The organism is Streptomyces ficellus (assembly GCF_030406405.1).
In the GTDB taxonomy this organism is placed as follows: Bacteria; Actinomycetota; Actinomycetes; order Streptomycetales; family Streptomycetaceae; genus Streptomyces; species Streptomyces ficellus_B.
On the sequence record NZ_JAUEPL010000034.1, the window covers coordinates 41,189 to 63,729 of the forward strand.

23 protein-coding genes and 1 pseudogene are annotated in these 22,541 nt (G+C 71.7%); 14 read left to right on the forward strand and 10 right to left on the reverse strand.

From position 1 onward, the window contains the following. Nucleotides 1-61: 61 nt before the first annotated feature. From QWM81_RS21180 to QWM81_RS21215, 8 genes and pseudogenes are all read left to right on the forward strand, one after another. Nucleotides 62-274: pseudogene (locus tag QWM81_RS21180) on the forward strand (site-specific integrase); the annotation flags it as partial. Nucleotides 275-350: 76 nt separating this feature from the next. Beyond that, entirely contained in the window at nucleotides 351-1,274 is a 924-nt protein-coding gene (locus QWM81_RS21185) for a HipA family kinase (protein WP_290113754.1), read from the forward strand. After that, nucleotides 1,271-1,654, forward strand: a complete 384-nt coding sequence (locus tag QWM81_RS21190) for a DUF3037 domain-containing protein (protein ID WP_290113755.1) — start codon at nucleotides 1,271-1,273, stop codon at nucleotides 1,652-1,654. Before QWM81_RS21185 ends, QWM81_RS21190 begins: the two co-directional genes overlap by 4 nt. 144 nt (nucleotides 1,655-1,798) lie before the next feature. Then, the gene (fabG, locus tag QWM81_RS21195) at nucleotides 1,799-2,560 is read left to right on the forward strand and encodes a 3-oxoacyl-ACP reductase FabG (RefSeq protein WP_290113757.1); all 762 of its coding nucleotides are present in this window, start codon (nucleotides 1,799-1,801) and stop codon (nucleotides 2,558-2,560) included. A gap of 17 nt (nucleotides 2,561-2,577) precedes the next feature. Continuing rightward, nucleotides 2,578-3,345 carry an SDR family oxidoreductase gene (locus QWM81_RS21200; RefSeq protein WP_290113759.1) on the forward strand — a complete coding sequence of 256 codons (768 nt, stop codon included), beginning with the start codon at nucleotides 2,578-2,580 and terminating at the stop codon, nucleotides 3,343-3,345. Between the two features lie 118 nt (nucleotides 3,346-3,463). Next, complete coding sequence (locus tag QWM81_RS21205; RefSeq protein ID WP_290113761.1) at nucleotides 3,464-5,035, forward strand: ABC transporter substrate-binding protein; 1,572 nt, start codon at nucleotides 3,464-3,466, stop codon at nucleotides 5,033-5,035. A gap of 164 nt (nucleotides 5,036-5,199) precedes the next feature. Then, a complete protein-coding gene (locus QWM81_RS21210) occupies nucleotides 5,200-5,883 on the forward strand; it encodes a uracil-DNA glycosylase (RefSeq protein WP_290113762.1) in 684 nt (227 codons plus the stop codon). Between the two features lie 210 nt (nucleotides 5,884-6,093). Continuing rightward, nucleotides 6,094-6,531: a hypothetical protein gene (locus QWM81_RS21215; protein WP_435372410.1), complete on the forward strand. Its 438-nt coding sequence runs from the start codon at nucleotides 6,094-6,096 to the stop codon at nucleotides 6,529-6,531. 46 nt (nucleotides 6,532-6,577) lie between these two features. Here the strand turns inward: QWM81_RS21215 and QWM81_RS21220 are convergent, their stop codons facing one another. Together QWM81_RS21220 and QWM81_RS21225 are read right to left on the reverse strand one after the other, a co-directional pair. Continuing rightward, entirely contained in the window at nucleotides 6,578-7,051 is a 474-nt protein-coding gene (locus tag QWM81_RS21220) for a hypothetical protein (protein WP_290113764.1), read from the reverse strand. Between the two features lie 88 nt (nucleotides 7,052-7,139). Then, nucleotides 7,140-7,661: a DinB family protein gene (locus QWM81_RS21225; RefSeq protein WP_290113765.1), complete on the reverse strand. Its 522-nt coding sequence runs from the start codon at nucleotides 7,659-7,661 to the stop codon at nucleotides 7,140-7,142. A 217-nt stretch (nucleotides 7,662-7,878) separates the two neighbouring features. On the opposite strand from QWM81_RS21225, the gene QWM81_RS21230 reads away from it, so the two are divergent. Continuing rightward, entirely contained in the window at nucleotides 7,879-8,784 is a 906-nt protein-coding gene (locus QWM81_RS21230) for a Gfo/Idh/MocA family protein (protein ID WP_290113766.1), read from the forward strand. On the opposite strand, the gene lnt is transcribed toward QWM81_RS21230, so the two are convergent. The 3 genes from lnt to QWM81_RS21245 form a co-directional block, all read right to left on the reverse strand. After that, complete coding sequence (gene lnt / locus QWM81_RS21235) at nucleotides 8,708-10,300, reverse strand: apolipoprotein N-acyltransferase (protein ID WP_290113767.1); 1,593 nt, start codon at nucleotides 10,298-10,300, stop codon at nucleotides 8,708-8,710. The two genes, QWM81_RS21230 and lnt, sit on opposite strands and share 77 nt — an antisense overlap. A 66-nt stretch (nucleotides 10,301-10,366) precedes the next feature. Then, nucleotides 10,367-10,825 (reverse strand): nuclear transport factor 2 family protein, encoded by a 459-nt coding sequence (locus tag QWM81_RS21240; protein WP_290113768.1) that lies wholly within the window; start codon nucleotides 10,823-10,825, stop codon nucleotides 10,367-10,369. Nucleotides 10,826-10,876: 51 nt separating this feature from the next. Next, entirely contained in the window at nucleotides 10,877-11,092 is a 216-nt protein-coding gene (locus QWM81_RS21245; protein ID WP_290113769.1) for a hypothetical protein, read from the reverse strand. A gap of 606 nt (nucleotides 11,093-11,698) precedes the next feature. Here QWM81_RS21245 and QWM81_RS21250 point away from each other — a divergent pair. Beyond that, nucleotides 11,699-12,268, forward strand: a complete 570-nt coding sequence (locus QWM81_RS21250; protein WP_290113771.1) for a DinB family protein — start codon at nucleotides 11,699-11,701, stop codon at nucleotides 12,266-12,268. Between the two features lie 141 nt (nucleotides 12,269-12,409). Here the strand turns inward: QWM81_RS21250 and QWM81_RS21255 are convergent, their stop codons facing one another. From QWM81_RS21255 to QWM81_RS21265, 3 genes are all read right to left on the reverse strand, one after another. After that, a complete protein-coding gene (locus QWM81_RS21255; RefSeq protein ID WP_290113773.1) occupies nucleotides 12,410-12,589 on the reverse strand; it encodes a hypothetical protein in 180 nt (59 codons plus the stop codon). Nucleotides 12,590-12,708: 119 nt separating this feature from the next. Beyond that, on the reverse strand, nucleotides 12,709-13,584 hold the full coding sequence (locus QWM81_RS21260; protein ID WP_290113775.1) for an undecaprenyl-diphosphate phosphatase: 876 nt from the start codon (nucleotides 13,582-13,584) through the stop codon (nucleotides 12,709-12,711). 163 nt (nucleotides 13,585-13,747) lie between these two features. Then, a complete protein-coding gene (locus QWM81_RS21265) occupies nucleotides 13,748-14,452 on the reverse strand; it encodes a TVP38/TMEM64 family protein (protein WP_290113776.1) in 705 nt (234 codons plus the stop codon). A 350-nt stretch (nucleotides 14,453-14,802) separates the two neighbouring features. Between QWM81_RS21265 and tuf the strand changes: the two genes are divergently transcribed. Both tuf and QWM81_RS21275 read left to right on the forward strand, forming a co-directional pair. Beyond that, nucleotides 14,803-15,984, forward strand: a complete 1,182-nt coding sequence (tuf, locus tag QWM81_RS21270; protein ID WP_290113777.1) for an elongation factor Tu — start codon at nucleotides 14,803-14,805, stop codon at nucleotides 15,982-15,984. Nucleotides 15,985-16,072: 88 nt separating this feature from the next. Continuing rightward, nucleotides 16,073-16,918, forward strand: a complete 846-nt coding sequence (locus tag QWM81_RS21275; RefSeq protein ID WP_290113778.1) for a spermidine synthase — start codon at nucleotides 16,073-16,075, stop codon at nucleotides 16,916-16,918. On the opposite strand, the gene QWM81_RS21280 is transcribed toward QWM81_RS21275, so the two are convergent. Further along, a complete protein-coding gene (locus QWM81_RS21280) occupies nucleotides 16,880-18,196 on the reverse strand; it encodes an MFS transporter (RefSeq protein ID WP_290113779.1) in 1,317 nt (438 codons plus the stop codon). The genes QWM81_RS21275 and QWM81_RS21280 overlap by 39 nt on opposite strands. Nucleotides 18,197-18,237: 41 nt before the next feature. Continuing rightward, complete coding sequence (locus QWM81_RS21285; RefSeq protein WP_290113780.1) at nucleotides 18,238-19,353, reverse strand: DUF8017 domain-containing protein; 1,116 nt, start codon at nucleotides 19,351-19,353, stop codon at nucleotides 18,238-18,240. Between the two features lie 93 nt (nucleotides 19,354-19,446). Between QWM81_RS21285 and QWM81_RS21290 the strand changes: the two genes are divergently transcribed. Beyond that, nucleotides 19,447-19,899 carry a DUF4442 domain-containing protein gene (locus QWM81_RS21290; RefSeq protein ID WP_290113781.1) on the forward strand — a complete coding sequence of 151 codons (453 nt, stop codon included), beginning with the start codon at nucleotides 19,447-19,449 and terminating at the stop codon, nucleotides 19,897-19,899. Nucleotides 19,900-20,115: 216 nt separating this feature from the next. Beyond that, nucleotides 20,116-22,506, forward strand: coding sequence for a beta-glucosidase family protein (locus QWM81_RS21295; protein WP_290113782.1), 2,391 nt, complete (start codon nucleotides 20,116-20,118; stop codon nucleotides 22,504-22,506). The last annotated feature ends 35 nt before the right edge of the window (nucleotides 22,507-22,541 follow it).

Sequence of the window (22,541 nt, forward strand, 5' to 3'; positions counted from 1 at the left end):
GGACATGGGTTAGTCGGATGGACGGCGCCCGGAAAGCAATGAACTGCGAAGGGATCACCGCACGAGCGCTTCGATCATGCTGGAAGCCGGGGAGTCCGTCGTGACCTTGGCGCGGTGGCTCGGGCACTCCTCGCCCGCGATCACCCACGGTTACTATGCTCACTTCATGCCGGAGGCCGGCAGCAAGGGGCGCGGCACCATCGATGGATTGCTGGGGAAGCGGGGAGACCGGCACGCCGGTCGAAACTCCCCAGATCCTCCCCAGCGCCGTTGACCGGCGATTGTCGCCTCTACGCCCCGAAGAAGCCGTCCGTGGACAGCAAGGCTGAAGAGATGGGTGGCCTGGGAAAGTGTTGGAAGAGGTCGTAGCGACCCGCTATGTCACGCCCCTGCGTGAGGGCGGCTCGCTCCCGGGGATCGTCGAGGCCGACGATCTCGGTACGTACGTCATGAAGTTCACCGGCGCCGGGCAGGGGCGCAAGACCTTGGTCGCCGAGGTCATCTGCGGTCAGCTGGCCCGCAGGCTCGGGCTGCGCGTCCCCGAGCTGGTCGCCATCCAGCTGGACCCGGTCATCGGCCTGGGAGAGCCCGACCAGGAGGTGCAGGAGCTCCTCAAGGCCAGCGGCGGCCTGAACCTCGGCATGGACTACCTGCCCGGCTCGATCGGCTTCGACCCGCTGGCCTACGCGGTGGACTCCAAGGAGGCGGGCCGGGTCGTCTGGTTCGACGCGCTGGTCAACAACGTGGACCGGTCCTGGCGCAACCCCAACATGCTGGTCTGGCACGGCGAACCATGGCTGATCGACCACGGCGCCACCATGATCTGGCACCACAACTGGCCGGGTGTCCAGACCTCGGTGGCCAAGCCCTACGACGCGACCGACCACGTCCTCGCGACCTTCGATCCCGACGTGGCCGCCGCGGCGACCGAGCTGGCCCCGCTGGTCACCGAGGAGTTGCTGACCGAGGTCGCCGCGGACGTCCCGGACGAGTGGCTGGTCGACGAGCCGGGCTTCGACACGCCCGAGGCGCTGCGCCGCGCCTATGTGGAGGCGCTGCTGCCGCGCGCCGCGACCATCCACGAGCGGATCACCCTCGGCGAGCGGACCGAGCGCAAGCCGTCCCAGGCCCCCGGGTGGCTGACCGACCACCTGACCCCCTGGCCGCACCCCACCAAGAACAGCAAGAACAGCAAGAACAGCGAGAACAGCGAGAACAGCGAGAACAGCGAGAACAGCGAGAACAGCAAGAACAGCAAGGACAGCGGCAAGTGAGCGACCGGGACGTCTTCGAGTACGCGCTGCTGCGCGTCGTGCCGCGCGTCGAGCGCGGCGAGTGCTTCAACGCGGGCGTGGTGGTCTACTGCCGCGCCAAGTCCTTCGTGTGCGCCCGTACGCACCTCGACGAGGCCAAGCTGCTGGCGCTGGACCCCGAGGCGGACGTGGCGGGCGTACGGGCCGCCCTGCGGGCGGTGGAGGGCGTCTGCGAGGGCGGCGAACGCGCCGGGCAGGCGGCGGGCGACGACGCCGGGCGGCGCTTCCGGTGGCTGATCGCGCCACGCTCCACGGTGGTCCAGCCGGGGCCCGTCCACACCGGGCTGACCGCCGATCCGAAGGCCGAGGTGGAGCGGCTGCTCGACCGGCTGGTGCGCTGAGTGACCGGGGGCACCCGGTGGGCCGTTGACACCGGGTGCCAGGGTCTCTAGCGTCTCGTCTGCTGAGGTACTAAGCGGTCGCTCACCGGCATGGACGTGCCGACGCGGCCGCCATCCAGGGATCCAAGGGCGAGGAGAACCAGCATGTCCACCACCGAGCAGCGCGTCGCCGTCGTGACCGGGGCCGCGCGGGGCATTGGCGCCGCCACCGCGGTCCGGCTGGCGGCCGAGGGCCGCGCCGTCGCCGTACTCGACCTCGACGAGGCGGCCTGCAAGGACACCGTCGAGAAGATCACCGCGGCGGGCGGCAAGGCCATCGCCGTGGGCTGCGACGTGTCCGACAGCGCCCAGGTGGAGGCCGCCGTCTCGCGCGTCGCCGCCGAACTCGGCGCGCCCACCATCCTCGTCAACAACGCGGGCGTGCTGCGCGACAACCTCCTGTTCAAGATGAGCGAGTCCGACTGGGACACCGTGATGAACGTGCACCTCAAGGGCGCGTTCCTGATGGCCAAGGCCTGCCAGAAGCACATGGTGGACGCGGGATTCGGCCGGATCGTCAGCCTCTCCTCGTCCTCGGCGCTCGGCAACCGCGGCCAGGCCAACTACTCCGCCGTCAAGGCCGGACTCCAGGGCTTCACCAAGACCCTCGCCAAGGAGCTCGGCAAGTTCGGCATCACGGCCAACGCCGTGGCGCCCGGCTTCATCGTCACCGAGATGACCGCGCAGACCGCCGCGCGCGTGGGCATGGGCTTCGAGGAGTTCCAGGCCGCCGCGGCCACCCAGATCCCGGTGCAGCGCGTCGGCCGGCCCGAGGACGTCGCGAACGCGATCGCCTTCTTCACGGGCGACGACGCCGGTTTCGTCTCCGGCCAGGTCATGTACGTGGCCGGCGGCCCGCTCAACTGAACCGGGAGGTGACGGACATGACCGCACAGGAACTGCCCCCGCTGTCCGGCAAGGTCGCCCTCGTCACGGGCGCCAGCCGCGGCATCGGCTACGGCGTCGCCGAGGCGCTCGTCGCCCGTGGCGACCGCGTATGCATCACCGGCCGCGGTGAGGAGGCGCTCAAGGAAGCCGTCGAGAAGCTCGGCGCCGACCGGGTGATCGGCGTTCCGGGCAAGGCCCACGACGAGGCCCACCAGGCGCTCGCCGTGGAGCGCGCCATGGAGGCCTTCGGCCGCGTCGACTTCCTGATCAACAACGCGGGTACGAACCCGGTCTTCGGCCCGATGGCCGAGCTGGACCTGAACGTGGCCCGCAAGGTCTACGAGACCAACGTCATCTCGGCGCTCGGCTTCGCCCAGCAGACGTGGAAGGCGTGGCAGAAGGAGAACGGCGGTGCGATCGTGAACATCGCGTCGGTCGCCGGTATCGCCCCCTCGCCCTTCATCGGCGCCTACGGCATGAGCAAGGCCGCCATGGTCAATCTGACCCTGCAACTGGCGCACGAGTTCGCGCCGGGCGTCCGGGTCAACGCGATCGCCCCGGCCGTCGTGAAGACCAAGTTCGCCCAGGCCCTGTACGAGGGCAGGGAAGCCGAGGCGGCGGCCGCGTACCCGCTGGGCAGGCTCGGGGTGCCACAGGACATCGGGGGAGCCGCCGCTTTCCTCACCTCCGACCAGTCGGACTGGATCACCGGCCAGACGCTGGTCGTCGACGGCGGAATTTTCCTCAATGCCGGAGTCGGTTGATCCCGATATTTCCGATAGCCGCAAAATGCCTCAAGTGCCCCACCAGGCCAGCACATTGACCTGGCGGGGCACTGCGGTATGGTCTGCCGACCCGTGGCTGAACGAGGAGAGTGCGCACGTGTTCAACCGGACCAGTCTGCAGGCGGCTGCAGCCCTTGCGTCCATATCCCTGCTGGCGGGATGCACCCTCTTTTCGGGGGATGACGCCGATGGGCAGAAGAAGATCGTAGTCGGTACGACGAGCGAACCCAGCACGCTCGACCCCGCCGCCGCCTGGGACGGTTCCTGGGAGCTGTACCGCAATGTCTTCCAGACCCTGCTGAGCTTCCCGACCGGAAGCACCACGCCGCAGCCGGACGCCGCCGAGTGCAAATTCACCGACGCCCTGAGCAAGGTCTTCGAGTGCCGGCTGCGCGAAGGGCTGGCGTTCTCCGACGGGGCCAAGCTCGACGCCCAGGCCGTGAAGCACTCCATCGAACGCATCCGCACGATCAACGCCAAGGGCGGCCCCAACGGGCTCCTCGGCTCGCTCGACACGATCGTGACGAGCGGCGAGCGGACCGTCACGTTCCGGCTCAAGGAATCGGACGCCACCTTCCCGTACATCCTGGCCACGCCCGCCATGTCCATCGTCAACCCCGCCAAGTACCCGGCGGACGCGCTGCGCGAGGACGGCAAGGTCTTCGGGTCCGGCCCCTACGTGCTGGACTCCTACCAAGTCGGCGCCGAGGCGGAGCTCACCAAGAACCCGACGTACAAGGGGTTCGCGGACCGCAAGAACGAGGGCGTCACCATCCGGTACTTCAAGGAGTCCGAGGCGATGGTCGCCGCGCTGAAGAACAAGGAGATCGACGCCACGTACCGCGGTCTGACCGCGGAGGAGGTCATCGAGCTCCAGGACAAGCGGGACGAAGACCTCCAGCTGGTCGAGTCGACCGGCGCGGACATCCGCTACCTGGTGTTCAACGCCCAGGACCCCTCGGTGAGCAAGCTCCCCGTCCGGCAGGCGATCGCCCAGATCATCGACCGTGACGCGCTGGTCGCCAAGGTCTACCAGGGCACGGCGGAGCCGCTGTACTCGATGGTTCCGAAGGGCATCTCCGGCCACACCACCGGGTTCTTCGACCGGTACGGCGAGCCGGACGTCGACAAGGCCAGGAAGCTGCTGAGCGAGGAGGGCATCGACGAGCCGGTGCCGCTGACGCTCTGGTTCACCACCGACCGTTACGGCTCCGCCACCGCGGCCGAGTTCAAGGAGATCAAGCGGCAGCTCGACGAGTCGGGGCTGTTCCGGGTCACGCTGAAGAGCAAGCCGTGGAAGCAGTTCCAGGAGGGCTACCAGAAGGGCGAGTACCCGGTGTTCGGGCGCGGCTGGTTCCCCGACTTCCCGGACCCCGACAACTTCATCGCCCCGTTCGTCGGCAAGGAGAACGTGCTCTCCACGCCGTACGTACGGCCCGAGATCACCGAACAGCTGCTGCCGAAGTCCCGCAAGGTCAGCGACCGGGGAGCCGTCAGCGAGGAGTTCGAGCAGGCGCAGGAGATCCTCGTGGACGACGTACGGCTGCTGCCGCTGTGGCAGGGCAAGCTGTATATCGCGGCGAGCGAGGAGATCGCGGGCGGCGAGCGTGCGCTGGACCCGCAGACGGTGATGCAGATGTGGGAGCTTCAGCGTAAGGCGAGCTGGTAGGAGCGGTTGTACGGGCCGGGCGGCGGCGCCGAGGCCGGCCGCCGGGAACGGCCGCCCGGGAACGGCCGCCGGGAAGGGCCGCCCCGAACGGCTGTCCGGCCCGGTTGTCAGTGGTCCCCGGTAGGTTCTGTGGCACAAGCGATCACACACCGGAGGTTGTTGACGTGACCGACACCGACATGCTGCCCGAGTCCTGGCGCGGCGTCCTCGGCGATGAGCTGCAGAAGCCGTACTTCAAGCTGCTCACCGAGTTCGTCGAGGAGGAGCGGGCGAAGGGGCCGGTCTACCCTCCGCGCGACGAGGTGTTCGCCGCTCTGGACGCCACTGCCTACGACAAGGTCAAGGTCCTCATCCTCGGCCAGGACCCGTACCACGGGGAGGGCCAGGGCCATGGCCTGTGCTTCTCCGTGCGGCCCGGCGTCAAGACCCCGCCGTCGCTGCGCAACATCTACAAGGAGATGAGGGAAGAGCTGGGCCACCCCATCCCGGACAACGGCTATCTGATGCCGTGGGCCAAGCAAGGCGTCCTGCTGCTCAACGCGGTGCTGACGGTCCGGGCTGGCGAGCCGAACTCCCACAAGGGCAAGGGCTGGGAGAAGTTCACGGACGCGGTGATCAGCGCGGTGGCCTCGCGGCCGGACCCGGCCGTCTTCGTCCTGTGGGGCAACTACGCGCAGAAGAAGCTGCCGCTGATCGACGAGACGCGGCACGTGGTGGTCAAGGGCGCGCACCCCTCGCCGCTCTCCGCGAAGAAGTTCTTCGGCTCCCGTCCCTTCACCCAGATCGACAAGGCCGTCGCCGACCAGGGACACGAACCCATCGACTGGCGCATCCCCAACCTGGGCTGACGCCTCGCCCGCCCGACCCGTATCTCTCACCCGCCGACCCGCGCCACCCGCCCCGCCCGCCCCGCCCACCCCGAGCCTGAGCGGGATTGCCGGCGGCTGCGGCTAGCGTCGGAACACCGGAGACCGGGCATCGCGGGACGGAAGGGACGCCGACGGATGAGTGAAGGCCCAGTGAGGGAGCAGCGGCAGGACGTGCCGGATGACGCAGTCATGACCAGAATCGGGCAGACGATGATGCTGCTCCACGGCGGGGACCGCGAGGAGGCGCGCAACCGCTTCGGGCAGCTGTGGACGCAGATCGGCGCGGACGGGGACCCGCTCCACCGCTGCACGCTCGCGCACTACATGGCGGACGCCCAGGACGACCCCGACGACGAGCTGGCCTGGGATCTGCGGGCCCTGACCGCCGCGGAGGGGCTGAGCGGGGAGCGGCTCGCCCGCCACGACTCGGCCGTGGCGCTGCGCGCCCTGTACCCCTCGCTCCACCTCAACCTCGCGGCCGACTATGTGAAGTTGCGACGTCCGCAGGAGGCACGGATCCACCTCGACCGGGCCCGCGCCGCCTCCGACGCCCTGGACGACGACGGGTACGGCATCGGGGTCCGCGCCGCCATCGACCGCCTGGACCGGCGCCTCCGCGCCGAGTGACGGGCCGAGTGACGGACGGGTCGGGCGCGGGGGCGCGGCCCGGGCGTCAGCGGCCGTAGGTCTCCCGGCAGATGCGGGCCTCCTGGCTGTCGGGGTGCCAGCCTCCGTAACCGCGCCCGAGCGCGCAGACGTCGGGCGCGGTGACCGGGATGGAGGGCGGGGACGGGGGGCGGAACTCGGGCAGCCGCTCGCGGATCCGTTCCGGTGACGGAAGCCGTGGTGGCCGCTCGGCGCGCGGGGCGGCGGGCGGGTCGGGCGACGGTGCTGCGGCCGGTGGGCGGCGGGGCGCGCCCGTGGAGGGGGAGCGGGGCGGGGCCGCCGGGGGCGGGGGCAGCGCCGCCTCCAGGGCCTCCCGTGCCGGGCCCTCCACGATCTGCGGTGCGACGTCCTGGGAGGCGGGGCGGCCGGTCTCCGGGGCGGCCGGCACGGGAGCCGGGCGCGGATCGACCGACACGCAGCCGGAGACGGCCGCCATGGCCACGGTCGCGAGGACCTTCGCTGTGATTCGGGTTCGTTGCACGCCGTAACTGTGGTAGCTCACGGGTGTCCTGGGGACCGCTACCGGTGGTTATTGGTCCGCACGGGTGATGGTGGCGGCGCGCGGCTGATCAGTCACCGGTGGCGCCGTCGATCCGCTCCCGCAACAGATCGGCATGGCCGTTGTGGCGGGCGTACTCCTCGATCATGTGGGTGTGGATCCAGCGGAGGTTGAAGGTCTTTCCACTGCGGTGCCTGCCGCCCGCCACGTCGTCCAGGGAGCGGCCGGCGGCGAGTTCGCGGGCCCGCGCGATCTCGGCCTGCCAGGTGGCGTACGCCTCGTCCCAGGTGTCCTTCTCCGTGAGGTGGAAGTCGCCGTCCGGGTTCTCCTCGGTCCAGTAGATCGGCGGGGCGTCCTCGGCGGCCAGGATGCGGCGGAACCAATGGCGTTCCACCTCGGCCATGTGCCGTACGAGGCCGAGCAGCGAGAGCGCGGACGGCGGGGCCGACGCCTGCCGCAGTCGCGCGTCGTCCAGGCCGGAGCACTTCAGGGCAAGGGTCTGGCGGTGGTACTCCAGCCAGCCCTCCAGCATCTCGCGCTCGCCGGCGAGTCCGGAGGGTTCGGTCCGCTCGGGCACCTCATGTGTCGTCATGGTGCTCATCCTCACCCATCGACCGGGTGCCATGCGCGGGAGTTGTGACCCAGCGGGCCGCGCGGCGACTCCCCAAGCCTCGCCCTTCGGGCCCGCCCCGCACTCGCGCTGCGCGCCTCCGAGGGGATCGCCGACTGGCGGCCACCGGGGCAGACGTATTCTGACCAGGCACTCGATCAGCGGATCGGGCAGGCAGGACGGCGATAGGGAGAGCCCCGTGAAGATCGGCTGCATCGGACTCGGCGACATCGCGCGCAAGGCGTACCTGCCGGTGCTGGCCACGCTCCCGGGAGCCGAACTGCACCTGCAGACCCGCACCCCGGCGACGCTGGCCCGAGTCGCCGAGACCTACCACGTCCCCGCCGACCGCCGCCACCGCGACCTGGAGTCGCTGATCGCCACTGGCCTCGACGCCGCGTTCGTGCACGCCCCGACCCCCGTGCACCCCGAGATCACCGCGCGGTTGCTGGAGGCCGGCGTTCCCACGTACGTCGACAAGCCGCTGGCGTACGAACTGGAGGACTCCCGCCGCCTGGTGGAGCTGGCCGAGCGGCGCCGCGTGAGCCTCGCCGTCGGCTTCAACCGCCGCCTCGCGCCCGGCTACGCCCAGTGCCTCGACCACCCGCGCGACCTGATCCTGATGCAGAAGAACAGGATCGGCCTCCCCGAGGACCCGCGCACCCTCGTCCTCGACGACTTCATCCACGTCGTCGACACCCTGCGCTTCCTGTTGCCCGGCCCGGTCGACCACACCGACGTACGCGCCCGGATCCGCGACGGGCTCATGCACCACGTCGTGCTCCAGCTGTCCGGCGACGGCTTCATCGCCATCGGCATCATGAACCGGATGAACGGCTCCACCGAGGAGATCCTCGAAGTGTCCGGCCAGGACACCAAGCGCCAGGTCCTCAACCTCGCCGAGATCATCGACCACAAGGGCCAGCCGACCGTCCGGCGGCGCGGCGACTGGGTGCCCGTCGCCCGGCAGCGCGGCATCGAACAGGCCGTGCACACCTTCCTCGACGCGGTACGGGCCGGGAAGACGCTCAGCGCCCGGGACGCACTGGCGACTCACGAGTTGTGCGAGCGGGTGGTACGGGAGGCCCTGGAGCAGGCCGCCTGAACGACCGCGCGGCCCCGGCGGCGCCCAGCGCGGCCAGGACGGCCAGGGCGCCGTACACCGGCCAGTCGCCGAACCGTACGTACGGAGTCGTCCCGGCAGCCACCGGAACGTCGTACACCACGGCCGCACTGCGCTCCGTACCGAGCGGGGAGCCGACGCGGCCACCGTCCGGGCCGTACACCGCGCTCACGCCGGTCAGTGTCGCGTGCACCATGGGCCGCCCCGTCTCGGCCGCCCGCAGGGCCGCCAGCGACGCGTGCTGCCCGGGCGCCCAGCTGTCCTGGAACGTCGACGTCGCCGACTGCGCCACCAGCAACTGGGCGCCGTCGCGGGCCAGGTGGCGGCTCATGTCGGGGAACGCCGACTCGAAGCACACCAGCGGGCCGAGCCGCAGCCCCTGGTCCCCGACCGTCATCACCACCGGCCGCGTGCCGCGCCTGCGGTCCTCGTCCGCCGCCTTGCCGACCGAGGTCGCCCACCCCAGCACCGAGCGGAACGGGACGTACTCGCCGAACGGCACCAGCCGCATCTTGTCGTACCGATCCCCGGTCGTCCCCTCGGGACCGACCAGGACGCTGCTCTTGTGGATGCCCGGCCGGTCGGAGCGGCGCGCGTCCACGTTCACCAGCAGCTCGGCGCCGACCTGCCGCGAGAGCGCGGCGAGCCGGGCCGCGAGATCCGGCCGGGCCGTCAGATCCGCACCGACGCTGCTCTCGCCCCACACCACCAGGTCCACGTCCTGGCCGGCCAGTTGACGCGTGAGCTCCTCGCCACGGGCGAACCGGCGTTCCGCTCCGCCCACACCGTTGATGACTCCGGGCTGTACGACGGCCACACGTACCTGCCCCGTCGGTGGTGGTGGCTGCACCCACCACCACACCGAGCCCATGGCGAGGGCGCACACGGTGACGCCGGCAATGGCCGTCGTACGCAGGGTGGGAAGCGACACCAGAAGGGTCACCGCCGTATTGACCGCCACCACCAGCAGGGTCACCAGCCAGACGCCGCCCAGGGACGCCACGCGCAACGCGGGAGGCACCTGCCACTGACTTGCCCCCAGCAGGCCCCAGGGGCCGCCCAGCCCCTCCCAGGAGCGGACCAGTTCGACCATCAGCCAGCCGGACGGTACGACGGCGAGAGCGGCGACGCCACGCGCGCGTGACGGCGTACGCGCCAGCATCCACCGCACCAGCACTCCCCACGGCGCCCACAACAGCCCCAGCAGTGCGGCCAGGGCCACGATGAACACATGGAGGCTCGGGGCCAGCCAGTGGTGCAGGGCCAGTATGAAGCCGATGGCGCCGAGCCAGCCGTCGAGGGCCGCGCGGCCGGCGGTCCCGGCGGTGCGGATCAGCAGCATCCAGGGCACGAGCGCGACATACGCCAGCCACCACAGGGAAGGGGCCGGAAACGCGAGCGCGGGCAGCGCCCCGGCGGCCACCGCGGCCGCACCCCGCCCCCAGCGGGAGGCCGGCAACCGCCTCGCCGTGACCCGCCGGCCGACCGGAATCCGCATACCGCGCCTCCTCGCCCGACGGGCACGCAGGTGAAAACGGTGACGCCTCCAGTGTGCGGGAGTCGGTCATTCCGCCGACAGGGGGCCCGTCACACGTCGCCACTTCTCGTGCACCACCACTGTGCGCAGCCGCCAGCCCCCGTCCGCGCGCGACAGCGCGAAGGCGTACCGCCCGCCCGACACGAAGTCCTCCCCCGTGTCCCCGCGCATCGGGTTCACGTAGTCGGCGAAGACCTCGGCGCTGTCGCCGGGGTAGCCGCCGAGGTCCTCGATGCTCACCCGCCGGTTGACGATCAGGTGCTGGCGTACCGGGAACGCCCGCATCGTCTCCGCCAGCCAGTCCGCGACCTCGGCCACGGTGCCCGCGATGCCGCCCGCGTCCCGGTAGTCGGCGTGCGCGTCCGCCATGAACAGCTCCCGGTAGCCGGGCCAGTCCGCGTCGTCCACCGCCACCGCGTACCGGGTGATCAGTTCGTCGATGGCCAGCCGGTCCATCACGGTCGCGAGGTTCACGCGCTGCGTCATCGGCTCAGTCTCCGGCAGCCGGAGCGACAGGCCAAGAGCCGTGCACATTCCTCATGCCGCCTCCCACTGGTGGGCGCGGCCGCCGCGCCACTCCACGAGATGCGGGTCGTCCAGCGAGATGTCGGCCTCGTCGAGCCCGGCACGCCGCAGGAACTCCATGAGGTCCGCGTCGTTGTGGGCGAGGCCCACGATCGTTCCGCGTACGGTGACACGCCGCCCGCCACCGGGGGAGGGGCGGTGCACGACGACGGGTGCCTGCCAGGCCATGGCACCAGGGTGCGCCGGGCGGCACATGATCGCAGCCGGGGACGGGACGGCGGACACGGATTGAGCGGACACGGGTTCACACCGGGTGCGAAAGGAATGCATGCATATATGCGCCGCGCACCCTCGCGCCCGCCCGCCGGGCGCGGGACGCTTTCTCCGCGTGTTCGGGCCGGAGGGCCCGGGCATCGGGCCGCCGGTCACCCCCCCTGCCGGCGGCCCTGCCCTGTCTTCGCCGTCGCCGTCGCCGCCGTCTTCGCCGTCAGCCCGCCGACCCGCCCGCTTGCGGTACACCCCTGCCCGGCCAGCGGCTCTCGCCGAGCTTCACCGCGGCGAAGTCGATCGCTGTGTCGGAGGCGACGCGCGTCCCAGGAGCGATGTTCTGGGCGCAGACGATCCAGTTGCGGTCCCGTACCTGCGCCCGCCCGGCGCCGGTGTGGTCAGCTCCGTCACGGCTGCGGATGATCCTGCCCGGTCCCCTCCTCGTCCGGTCCCCTCCTCGTGCACCCCGCCGTCGCCTGCACGGCGTCCGTGGGGTACCGGCCTGGCCTGCATGACGTCACCTCGAACCGAGAACTCGGTAGCGAGCTAGGGCCCTCACAGACGAACATGCAACGCATGACTGACCAACCCGCGCGATGGAGCCAGGCGACCGTCTACCCCGACATGTGGGTCGACCCGGACGACGACCCCCGCAACAGCGAAGGTCTCAGTCCGGACGGCGAGCTTGCGACGCTGCAGGACTTCCTGACGGACTACCGCCTGACCCTGCGGATGAAGTGCCAGGGCCTGGACGCGGAGCAACTGGCCCGTCGCTCGATTCCGCCGTCGACGATGTCGCTGCTCGGCCTGGTACGGCACCTCGCCGAGGTGGAACGGGACTGGCGCAACTGGATCAGCGACGGTGATCCGCTGCCCAAGCTGTACGGCTCGCGTGACGCGGACTTCGACGGAGCTGTCGCCGAGCAGGCCGTGGTCGACGCCGCGTACGTCGATCTGGAGCGCGAGCAGGCCGCGACCGATGCCGCGCTGGCCGAGCACCCCGATCTGGGCGAGCGGGTGGGGAAGGACGGGATCGCGGTTCGGGAGCTGATGGTGCACAGGATCGACGAGTACGCCCGTCACTGCGGGCACGCCGACCTGTTGCGCGAGTGCATCGATGGAAGGGTGGGCCAGTGACGAGGGCCGGGGGGGCAACGGGATCCGGAACCACCGACGTCGGGGAAGCGGTGGCGGCCGGCCGGCAGGGCTCGCTTCTCCGGTCGCGGCCCACGGCATCGGACCACGGTGCTTGATCCGGCGTGACCCGCCGGACGGAACCTAGGCCGCCTTGGCGACATCCCCCTGCTGCGCCGCGGCCCACGCCAGGACCAGCGCCTGGTAGATCCGCTGCTCGTCCGCCGACAGTTCGCCGCCCGCACGCGCCCACAGCTCACGGATCGCACTGTTCAGCGCGGCCGCGTCGGGCTGGGCCCCCATGGGCGACGGAATCTTGGACATGCACCCCAGCGTAGGCCGAGAGGGGGCCGAACCCCCTACTCCACGGACGTGCGATTCGCCACGAAACCTTCCCGCGCGAGGCGCGGGAAGGTTGACCGGCAGGGCCGGAGCGAGCCTGGTCAGATGCCGGATTCGCCGGCATGCGGGCTGAGGACGCCCATCCCCACCAGCACGAACAGGACGATGCCGAGCAGGATCCGGTAGATCACGAACGGCATGAAGCTCTTCGTCGTGATGAATTTCATGAACCACGCGATGACGGCGTACCCCACGCCGAACGCGATGATCGTCGCGAAGATCGTCGGGCCCCACGACACATGGCCGCCCGAGCTCGCGTCCTTCAGTTCGAACAGGCCGGATGCGAGCACCGCCGGGATGGCGAGCAGGAAGGAGTAGCGGGCCGCCGCCTCGCGGGTGTAGCTCATCAGCAGGCCGCCGCTGATCGTCGCCCCCGAGCGTGACACTCCCGGGATCAGTGCCATGGCCTGGCACATGCCGAAGATCAGGCCGTCCCTGACGCCCAGGTCACGCAGCGTCTTCCGCTCCCGTACGGCCCGGTGCCGCCCGCCCTCCTCGACGCGGGCCGCCAGCCGGTCGGCGATGCCGAGCACGATGCCCATCACGATCAGCGTCGTCGCGATCAGGCGCAGATCACGGAACGGGCCCTCGATGTGGTCCTTGAGCGTGACGCCCAGCACACCGATCGGGATCGAGCCGACGATGACCAGCCAGCCCATCTGGGCGTCGTGATCGCCGCGCATCGCCTTGTCCGTCAGCGAGCGGAACCAGGCGGAGACGATCCGCGCGATGTCCTTGCGGAAGTAGATGAGCACGGCCGTCTCCGTACCGATCTGGGTGATCGCCGTGAACGCCGCGCCCGGGTCGTGCCAGCCCGCGAAGGCCGCGGTGAGGCGCAGGTGCGCGCTGGACGAGATGGGGAGGAACTCCGTCAGCCCCTGGACGAGTCCGAGGATGAGCGATTCGAACCAATTCATGGGGCTAGGGCCGTCCCGAATGTGCTCGTGCGGTCAATGGGCGGCGGCCGTTGATCGGCGGCCGGTCGGTGCGCAGACTACCGTCCCCAGGTGAATGGACCGTGCTCAGGCCTCCACGGGACCCGCCGCCGTCCCCCCGGAGCCGATACGGAATTCACCGGATTCACCGGCCGCGCAGGCGGTGCCGCTTGCACCAGGCGACCACCGCCGCGCCGAGCGCGCTCAGCACGATGAACCCCATCGCGAACAGAAAGGCCGGCGAGGTCGGCGACGCGGCCTCGCTGCCCGCCACCACGTACGCGGCCGTGTTCGGGATCGAACCGAGCGCCGTGGCCAGCAGAAAGGGCGCGTACCCCATCCGGGACACCGCGGCGCAGTAGTTCGCGGCAGCGAACGGCACGCCCGGGAACAGCCGGATCGCCAGCATCGAACGGAACCCGTGCCGGCTCAGCTGCCCGTCCGCCGCCTTCAGCCACCGCCCCCGCACCAGCGGCCGCAGGGCGTCCTGCCCCAGCACACGGCCCAGCGTGAACGCGATACCCGCGCCCAGCACAGTCCCGGCCACCGCCGCCACGACCCCCGCCTGCGAGCCGAAGAGCGCACCCGCCGCCAGGTTCAGGATCGGCCTCGGTACGAAGGCGGCGGTGCACAGCCCGTACGCCATCGCGAACAGCACCACCGCGCCCGCACCGCTCACCTGCGGCGGCCAGCCCGCGGACAGCAGCCGCTGCGGCTCGTACATCACCACCGTCACCGCCGCGGACGCCAGGACCACGAGGAGCAGCGACAGCCGCGACCACGGGGACATGAGCGCCCGGGAACAGCGGACGGCGAGACCGGCCTGGGGCCTGGTGACGGGGTCGAGCATCCGGGGAGACTAACCGACGGCGCCCCGTGATCGCCGTAACGTCCGCCGCATGCACGATCCGCCCGCCCCGGCGGCCGCACCCGCACCACCCGCCCCGCCGGCACCGAAAATCGGTCGACGCGCACCCCGGGCCGAGACATGATCAGCGGCATGTTCCGGTACGCCTTCCTCGCAGCGCCGTCCGCAGTCGCGGACGCGCCGAAGGCTGCCGTCCTGCTCCCGGCCGTTCTCGACGGCGACCGAAGCTGACCCTTCCCGGACCGTCCGGCGGACCCCACAGGGGGAGGGTCGGCAAGGCCCAGGGGTCCTCTTTCGATGCTTCGAGTTCCGGGAAGGAACCGCAGACAGTCATGTCCAAGACGGCATACGTGCGCACCAAGCCGCACCTCAACATCGGCACCATGGGCCACGTCGACCACGGCAAGACCACCCTGACCGCCGCCATCACCAAGGTCCTCAGCGAGCGCGGGACCGGCAGCCCCACTTCGTATGTGTCGTTCGACCGGATCGACCGGGCGCCCGAGGAGGCGCAGCGCGGCATCACCATCAACATCGCGCACGTCGAGTACGAGACGGACACCCGCCACTACGCGCACGTCGACATGCCCGGCCACGCCGACTACGTCAAGAACATGGTCACCGGCGCCGCGCAGCTCGACGGGGCGATCCTCGTCGTCTCCGCGCTCGACGGGATCATGCCGCAGACCGCCGAGCACGTCCTGCTCGCCCGCCAGGTCGGCGTCGACCACATCGTCGTCGCCCTCAACAAGGCCGACGCCGGCGACGACGAGCTCACCGACCTCGTGGAGCTGGAGGTACGCGAGCTGCTCACCGCCCATGGGTACGGCGGCGACGCCGTCCCCGTCGTACGGGTGTCGGGGCTGAAGGCCCTGGAGGGCGACCCGCGCTGGACCGGCGCCATCGAGGCGCTGCTGGACGCCGTGGACACGTATGTGCCCATGCCGGTGCGGTATGTGGACGCGCCGTTCCTCCTGCCCGTGGAGAACGTGCTCACGATCACCGGACGCGGCACGGTCGTCACCGGCGCCGTCGAACGCGGCACGGTGCGGGTCGGCGACCGGGTGGAGGTGCTCGGGGCGGACGTGGAGACGGTCGTCACCGGGCTGGAGACCTTCGGCAAGCCGATGGAGTCCGCCCAGGCCGGCGACAACGTGGCGCTGCTGCTGCGCGGCGTCCCGCGTGACGCGGTCCGGCGCGGGCACGTGGTGGCGGCCCCGGGCAGCACCGTACCCAGCAGCCGCTTCACGGCGCGGGTGTACGTCCTGTCCGGGCGCGAGGGTGGCCGCACCACGCCCGTCACGACCGGGTACCGCCCGCAGTTCTACCTCCGCACCGCGGACGTCGTCGGTGACGTCGACCTCGGTGAGGCGGCTGTCGCACGCCCCGGCGACACCGTCACCATGACCGTCGAGCTGGGCCGTGCCGTCCCGCTGGAGCCGGGCCTCGGCTTCGCGATCCGCGAGGGCGGGCGCACCGTCGGCGCGGGGACGGTCACCGAGGTGGTCGGCTGACCTGAGGGGGGCGCCGCTTGAGCGCCCCGCCTCAGCGCCCGCCTGAGTGCCCGCCGCCGCCCCGCGCGGCGGCGGGCACAATGGGGCGGTGAACGAGCCGCTTCCCGTACTGCGCGACGTGGACCAGGGCGCCGCCAAGCTCATGCCCGACGTGGACCGGAAGCGGGCCTGGCTGCTGACGGTCGACGGAGCGCCGCAGTCGTACGTCGACCTCGACGACCCCGCCCACCTGGAGTTCGAGTACGCGCGCCGGCTCGCCCACGCCGTGGACTGCGCCGCCGACGAGGGCGAGCCGCTGGACGTCCTGCACCTGGGCGGCGGGGCGCTCACCCTGCCGCGCTGGATCGCGCTGACCCGGCCCGGCTCCCGGCAGGACGTGGTCGAGGCCGACCGCGGGCTCATCGCGCTCGTGGCCGAGCACCTGCCGCTGCCGGACGGCTCGGGGATCACCGTGCACGGCGCGGACGCCCGCGCCTGGCTGGAGGCCGCGCCCGCACGGTCGGCGGACGTGTTGATCGCGGACGTCTTCGGCGGCTCACGGGTGCCCGCGCACCTGACATCGGTCGAGTACGCGCGGGCCGCCGAACGTGTGCTGCGCCCGGGCGGGGTCTATGTCGCCAACCTCGCGGACGGCGCGCCCTTCACGTTCCTCCGCTCCCAACTGGCCACCTTCGGGGCCGTCTTCGAGGAGCTCGCCCTGATCGCCGAGCCCGCCGTGCTGCGCGGCCGGCGGTTCGGCAACGCGGTGCTCGTCGCCTCGCACCAGCCGCTCGACACCGCGCGCCTCGCCCGCCGGACGGCCGCCGACGCCTTCCCGGCGCGCGTGGAGCACGGGCCGTCGCTGGCGCGCCTCACCGGCGACGCGCGCGTGGTGCGGGACGCCGAGGCGGTCGCCTCACCCCAGCCGCCCGAGGGGGCCTTCGGCATCGGCTGAACGCTCCTGAGGCGCGACGGCGGTGACCTCTTTCGTACGCCGCGTCAGATTCCGTACGTCCGGCACCAGTAGCACCAGCGCCGTCACCAGCACCACCAGCCCCGCGCACCCCCACAGCGCCCCCGACCGGCCGAACAGGCTCTCCGCCGGGCCGGCCAGCGCCGTCGACAGCGGCAGCATCGCGGTGGAGCCGAACCAGTCGTACGCCGAGACCCGCGACAGCTTGTCCTCGGGTATCTCCTGGTGCAGCGCGGTCATCCACGCGACCCCGAAGATCTCCAGCGCGACCCCGCAGACCACCATGGCGGCCACCAGGCCGGCCAAGGGCAGCGGCACGGCCAGCGCCGCCGACGGCAGCGCCAGCGGAAAGACGCACAAGGTGCCGACCAGCAGCATCCGGCGTGGCTTCCAGCGCATCACCAGCAGTGCGCCGCCGATCGTGCCCACACCGAACGCCGCCAGCGCCAGGCCCCACGGCCGCGCACCGCCCAGCTCGTCCTTGGCGACCAGCGGTCCGTACACCGACTCGCTCGCCCCGACCACCGCCACGACCACCGAGAACTGCGCCACGATCGACCACAGCCAGGGCCGCCCCACGAACTCCTGCCAGCCTTCCCGCAGATCGGCCAGCAGCCCGCCGCCCGGCTCCCGCTCCGCGATGTGGCTGACGTCGAGGAACGCGCGCAGCGCGCCCGCCACGGCGAAGGCCGCCGCGTCGACCGCGAGCACCCAGCCCGGGCCCATCGCCGCGATCATGGCGCCGCCGAGCGCCGCGCCACCGATGCCCGCGCCGTTCATGGCCATCCGGAAGAGCGCGAAGGCACGGTGCGTGTGCTCGCCACTGACGCTGGACAGCAGCATCCCCTCGGCGGCGGGGTTGAAGAACGCCTGCCCGGTGCCGCACAGGGCGGTGAGCGCCATCATCTGCCACAGCTGCGGGTCACCGGCCAGGACCAGGACGGCGAAGGCCGCCTGGGAGGCGCAATTGAGGGCGTTGGCGGCGACCATGACCCGGTGGCGGGGGAGCCGGTCGGCCATCGCCCCGCCGATGAGCAGGAACAGGACGAGGGGGAGGGTGCGGGCCGCCGCGACGAGGCCCACGTCGCCGCTGTCCCCGCCGGACTCCAGCACCGCGAACGCCGCCGCGATCAGCGCACCATGGGTGCCCAGGTTGGTCACGATCGCGGCGGCGGTCAGCAGTGTGTAGTTGCGCCCGGCCCACTCGGGGCGGCGGTGACGGCTACGGAGGCGGAGGCGGAGAGGGCGGTGGGAACTCACTGTCGGACTATCCCCGGCCACGCGCCCCTGTGCCAAACCGATTACGAGCCGGCGCCCGCCAGCCGTACCGTGCCGAGGATCTGCTGGATGGTCGCGTCGGGGAGTTCGTCCGTGACGCCGGTGTTGGCGTACAGGACCCAGCTGGCGAAGTCACCCTTGTCGTTCTTGAAGGAGAAGGCGATGGACTTGCCGTCCGTGTCGCACTTGCCCTCCTTCTTGGTGTTGAGGGCGGTCGCCGTCGCGACGTGGCCGGTCAGCCCGGACTTGGTGGTGTACGGCACGGCCTTGGTGATCTTGACGGTGCCCTTGGGCTCGGTCTGCGCGTAGCCCGCCCACACCCAGGTCCCGGCTTCGTTGTACGCCGCCTCGGCGGTGTTCTTGGCGCCCTGGCCGCCCTTGGTGCCGACCATGGCCAGGCCGCTGTCCTCCTGGCGGCCGTCCTTGTTGCTGTCGCTGGTGCACCACTTGCTCATGAACTCCGCGGGTGCCGACATCGTGACGAGGGGGCTGCCGTCGCCCTTCTTCTCGTCCTCGAACCCGACGCCGGTGCCCGCGCCCAAGACCTCCCACTCGGCGGGGACGTCGAACTGGGTGCCGTGCTTGGGGTTGTAGACGACCTTCCAGCCCGGAATGGTCGGTTTGGCCGTGTCCGACCCGTCCCGCGGGTTGTCGACCGGGGACGGCGGGGCGCCGGTGGGCTGGGACGCGCTCTGCGAGGGCTTGGGGTCCCCGCCGGTCGTGGCCTTCTTGTCGTCGTCCTTCAGCACCAGGAAGCCGGTGACGCCGGCGGCGACCACGACGGCGGTCGCCGCGACGATCGCGACGATGGTCGTCTTCTTCTTGTCGTCGTCCTTGCGCGGCGGCATGGGCGGGCCGGGCGGCTGCCCGGGAACCGCGTACTGCGGGACGGTCGGCTGCTGGTACGGGTTGGGCTGCTCGTACCCCGGTCCTCCGGGGTGCCCGGGCTGGCCGGGGTATCCGGCGTGTCCGGGCTGGCCGGGCTGTCCCGGCTGTGCGTAACCGGGCTGCTGGCCGGGCTGCGGCGGGTAACCAGGCTGCTGGTACGGGTTCGGCTGTTGCTGGTACCCCGGCTGCTGGTACGGGTTTTGGTCCTGCGGGTTCTGCTCGCCCCCGGGCGGCTGCTGTCCTGGCCACATGGCGAGTAACCATAGAGGGGCCTGTTGACGGCTGCCACGCCCGCCCCCACGACGGGGGTGCCCAGCCATGCTACTGCCTGGTAACTTCTGGGCATGTCCGAGACCCTGCCGAACATCGGCGACATGCTGCTGGCCACCGTCCCCATGGCCAAGACCCTGAACCTGGAGGTCGTGGAAGCGACCGCCGAGCGCGCTGTGCTCCGGCTCCCCGACCAGGCCCCGTTCCACAACCACCTCGGCGGCCCGCACGCCGGCGCGATGTTCACGCTCGGCGAGTCCGCCAGCGGCGCCATCGTCATCGGCGCCTTCGGCGACCAGATGGGCCGGGCCGTACCGCTCGCCGTCAACGCCGAGATCGGCTACAAGAAGCTCGCGATGGGCCCCGTCACCGCCACCGCGACGCTCGGTCGCACCAAGGTGGAGGTCGTCGCGGAACTGGACGCCGGGCAGCGCCCCGAGTTCCCCGTGCACGTCGAGATCACGCGCGAGGACGGGGCGGTGACCGGCGAGATGACCATCGTCTGGACGCTGCGCCCCCAGGCGTAGCCCGCGGCACGCGCGCACCGGGCCCGCCCCCGCACCCCTCTTCGGGTGCGGGGGCGGCCTGTCTGACGGCATGTCAAGCGCTGTGTCCCGCATAGTGCGCTTATGCCAGAAAAGTCGGAAGAAAAGTCAGAAGAAAACCCCTCAGAACCGCGGGGGAACGTCTCGCGGAGGACCACACTCCGCCTGCTCACCGCGGCGGCCGCGGTCGCCGCGGCCGTGACCGGCCCCCTCACCCCCCGGGCCCGGGCCGCCGCACCGGCCCCCGCCGGCCGCGTCGACGAACTGCTCGCCGCCCTCACCCTCGACGAGAAGCTCACGTTCCTGCACGGCGCCAAGGACCCCCGCAGCCTCGGCCAGGCCGGCTGGATCCCCGGCGTACCCAGGCTGGGCATCCCACCGCTACGGCTCGCCGACGGCCCCGCCGGCGTACGCGTCAGGGCGCGCGCCACCGCGCTGCCCGCCCCGGTCATGCTGGCCGCCGCCTTCGACCCCGCGCTCGCCCACGAGTACGGCAGGGTCATCGGCCACGAGGGCCGCGCGCTGGGGCAGGACGTCCTGCTGTCGCCCATGGTGAACCTGATCCGCACCCCCTACGCCGGACGCAACTTCGAGACGTTCTCCGAGGACCCGCTCCTCACCGCCGACCTCGTCGCCGAGGAGATCCGCGGCATCCAGTCCGAGGGCCTGATCGCCACCGTCAAGCACTTCGCCCTCAACAACCAGGAGAAGGACCGCACCACCATCGACGTGCGGATCTCCGAACAGGCCCTGTACGAGACGGAGTTGCGCGGCTTCGAGGCCGCCGTCGCCGCGGGCACCGGAGCGGTGATGGGCGCGTACAACAAGGTGGACGGCGTCCACGCCTGCGAGAACCGGGCCCTGCTCACCGGCATCCTGCGCGAGCGGTGGGGCTTCGACGGCTGGGTGATGAGCGACTGGGACGCCACCCACAGCACCGTGCCGTCCCTCACCGCGGGCCTCGACATGGAGATGCCCGCCGGCCGCTGGTTCGGCGCCCCCCTCCGCGAGGCCGTGAAGAACGGCACCGTGCCCGAGGCCGCCGTCGACCGCTCCGTACGCCGCGTCCTGACCGTCATGGGACGCTTCGGGCTCCTGGACGGCACCGCCCCCGCCCGCCCCGCCCGCGACCGGGAGGCCGGGGCGCGGCTCGCCCACCGGGTCGCCGTCGCCGGCGCCACGCTGCTGCGCAACGAGCGCGACACCCTGCCGCTCACCGGGCCCGCCGCCCGCTCCGTCGCGGTCATCGGCCCGACCGGTTCCCTGCCGTTCGCCAGCGGCGGTGGCAGCGCCCATGTCGTCCCCGAGCGGGCCGACAGCCCCCTGGACGCCATCACCGCCCGCGCGGGCGGCGACGCGCGCGTCACGTACGCCCTCGGCGAGGACCTGTACGGCAAGCCCCTCCCGGGCGAGGCGAAGCGCCTCGACGCACAGAAGGTCGCGGCCGGACAGACATTCGCGTACGAAGGGACGCTCACCGTCGAGGACCCCGACGAGTGGACCTTCATCGTCCACTACAGCGGTGAACGCCCCAAGGTCTTCCTCGACGGCACCGAACTCTTCGCCGTCCAGGACCGCGAGAGCGAACTCTTCGCGGGATTCGGCCTCGTCTCCACCGCGCCCGACGGTCTGAAGGTCCGCCGCCGGACCCTCGCCCTGACCCCCGGACGCCACACGCTGCGCGTCACCGCCACCGGAGGCGCCAAGGGCCAGCTGTTCCGGCTGCGCCGCATCACCGCCGCCACCCGCGCGGCGGACGTCGCCGAAGCGGTACGCGTGGCCCGCGCCGCGCACAGCGTGGTGCTGTTCGCGTACGAGGACGCCGCCGAGGGCCGCGACCGCACCACGCTCGCGCTGCCGGGCCACCAGGAGGCGCTCATCGACGCGGTGACCGGCGCCAACCCCCGTACGTCCGTCGTCCTCAACACGTCATCGGCCGTCACGATGCCGTGGCTGGCCCGGACCGGCGCCGTCCTCCAGATGTACTACCCGGGCCAGGAGGGCGCCGCCGCGACCGCCGCCGTGCTCTTCGGGGACCACGACCCCGGCGGGCGGCTCACCCAGACCTTCCCGGTCTCCGACTCCCGCCACCCGATGGCCGGGAACCCGCGCCGCTACCCCGGCAGCGACGGCATCCAGGAGTATTCGGAGGGCATCAGGACCGGGTACCGCTGGTACGACGCGGAGGGCGTCGAGCCGCTGTTCCCGTTCGGGCACGGCCTGTCGTACACCACGTTCGCGTACGCGGGGCTCGTCGTGACTCCCGCGCGCGGCGGTGGCCTCACGGCCCGCTTCACCGTCCGCAACACGGGGCGGCGCACCGGAGTGACGGTCGCCCAGCTGTACGCCGGGCCCTCGCCGGATCTGACGCTCGACCAGGCCACACGCGTGCTGGCCGGTTACCGGCGCCTGGAGCTGCGGCCGGGGCAGGTGCGGTACGTCACCGTGCCCATCGCCGCCCGTGCCCTGTCCTCCTGGGACCCGCAGCGGCACGCCTGGGTGCTCGGGACCGGGGCGCGCACCGTGTGGCTGGGGACCTCCTCGCGCGACCTTCCCCTCTCCGCCCGGGCGACGGTCCTCGCACCGTGACCCGGTAGGCTGCCCGGCGTGCGCGCCCCGCCGCG

What these genes read in the sequence shown, in the direction of transcription:
- tuf (WP_290113777.1), top strand. Translation starts at nt 14,803, where the DNA reads ATGTCCAAGACGGCATACGTGCGCACCAAGCCGCACCTCAACATCGGC.
- QWM81_RS21255 (WP_290113773.1), bottom strand. Translation starts at nt 12,589, where the DNA reads ATGTCCAAGATTCCGTCGCCCATGGGGGCCCAGCCCGACGCGGCCGCG.
- QWM81_RS21285 (WP_290113780.1), bottom strand. Translation starts at nt 19,353, where the DNA reads ATGTGGCCAGGACAGCAGCCGCCCGGGGGCGAGCAGAACCCGCAGGAC.
- QWM81_RS21215 (WP_435372410.1), top strand. Translation starts at nt 6,094, where the DNA reads ATGACCAGAATCGGGCAGACGATGATGCTGCTCCACGGCGGGGACCGC.
- fabG (WP_290113757.1), top strand. Translation starts at nt 1,799, where the DNA reads ATGTCCACCACCGAGCAGCGCGTCGCCGTCGTGACCGGGGCCGCGCGG.
- QWM81_RS21240 (WP_290113768.1), bottom strand. Translation starts at nt 10,825, where the DNA reads ATGACGCAGCGCGTGAACCTCGCGACCGTGATGGACCGGCTGGCCATC.
- QWM81_RS21250 (WP_290113771.1), top strand. Translation starts at nt 11,699, where the DNA reads ATGCAACGCATGACTGACCAACCCGCGCGATGGAGCCAGGCGACCGTC.
- lnt (WP_290113767.1), bottom strand. Translation starts at nt 10,300, where the DNA reads ATGCGGATTCCGGTCGGCCGGCGGGTCACGGCGAGGCGGTTGCCGGCC.
- QWM81_RS21200 (WP_290113759.1), top strand. Translation starts at nt 2,578, where the DNA reads ATGACCGCACAGGAACTGCCCCCGCTGTCCGGCAAGGTCGCCCTCGTC.
- QWM81_RS21260 (WP_290113775.1), bottom strand. Translation starts at nt 13,584, where the DNA reads ATGAATTGGTTCGAATCGCTCATCCTCGGACTCGTCCAGGGGCTGACG.
- QWM81_RS21245 (WP_290113769.1), bottom strand. Translation starts at nt 11,092, where the DNA reads ATGGCCTGGCAGGCACCCGTCGTCGTGCACCGCCCCTCCCCCGGTGGC.
- QWM81_RS21225 (WP_290113765.1), bottom strand. Translation starts at nt 7,661, where the DNA reads ATGACGACACATGAGGTGCCCGAGCGGACCGAACCCTCCGGACTCGCC.
- QWM81_RS21265 (WP_290113776.1), bottom strand. Translation starts at nt 14,452, where the DNA reads ATGCTCGACCCCGTCACCAGGCCCCAGGCCGGTCTCGCCGTCCGCTGT.
- QWM81_RS21290 (WP_290113781.1), top strand. Translation starts at nt 19,447, where the DNA reads ATGTCCGAGACCCTGCCGAACATCGGCGACATGCTGCTGGCCACCGTC.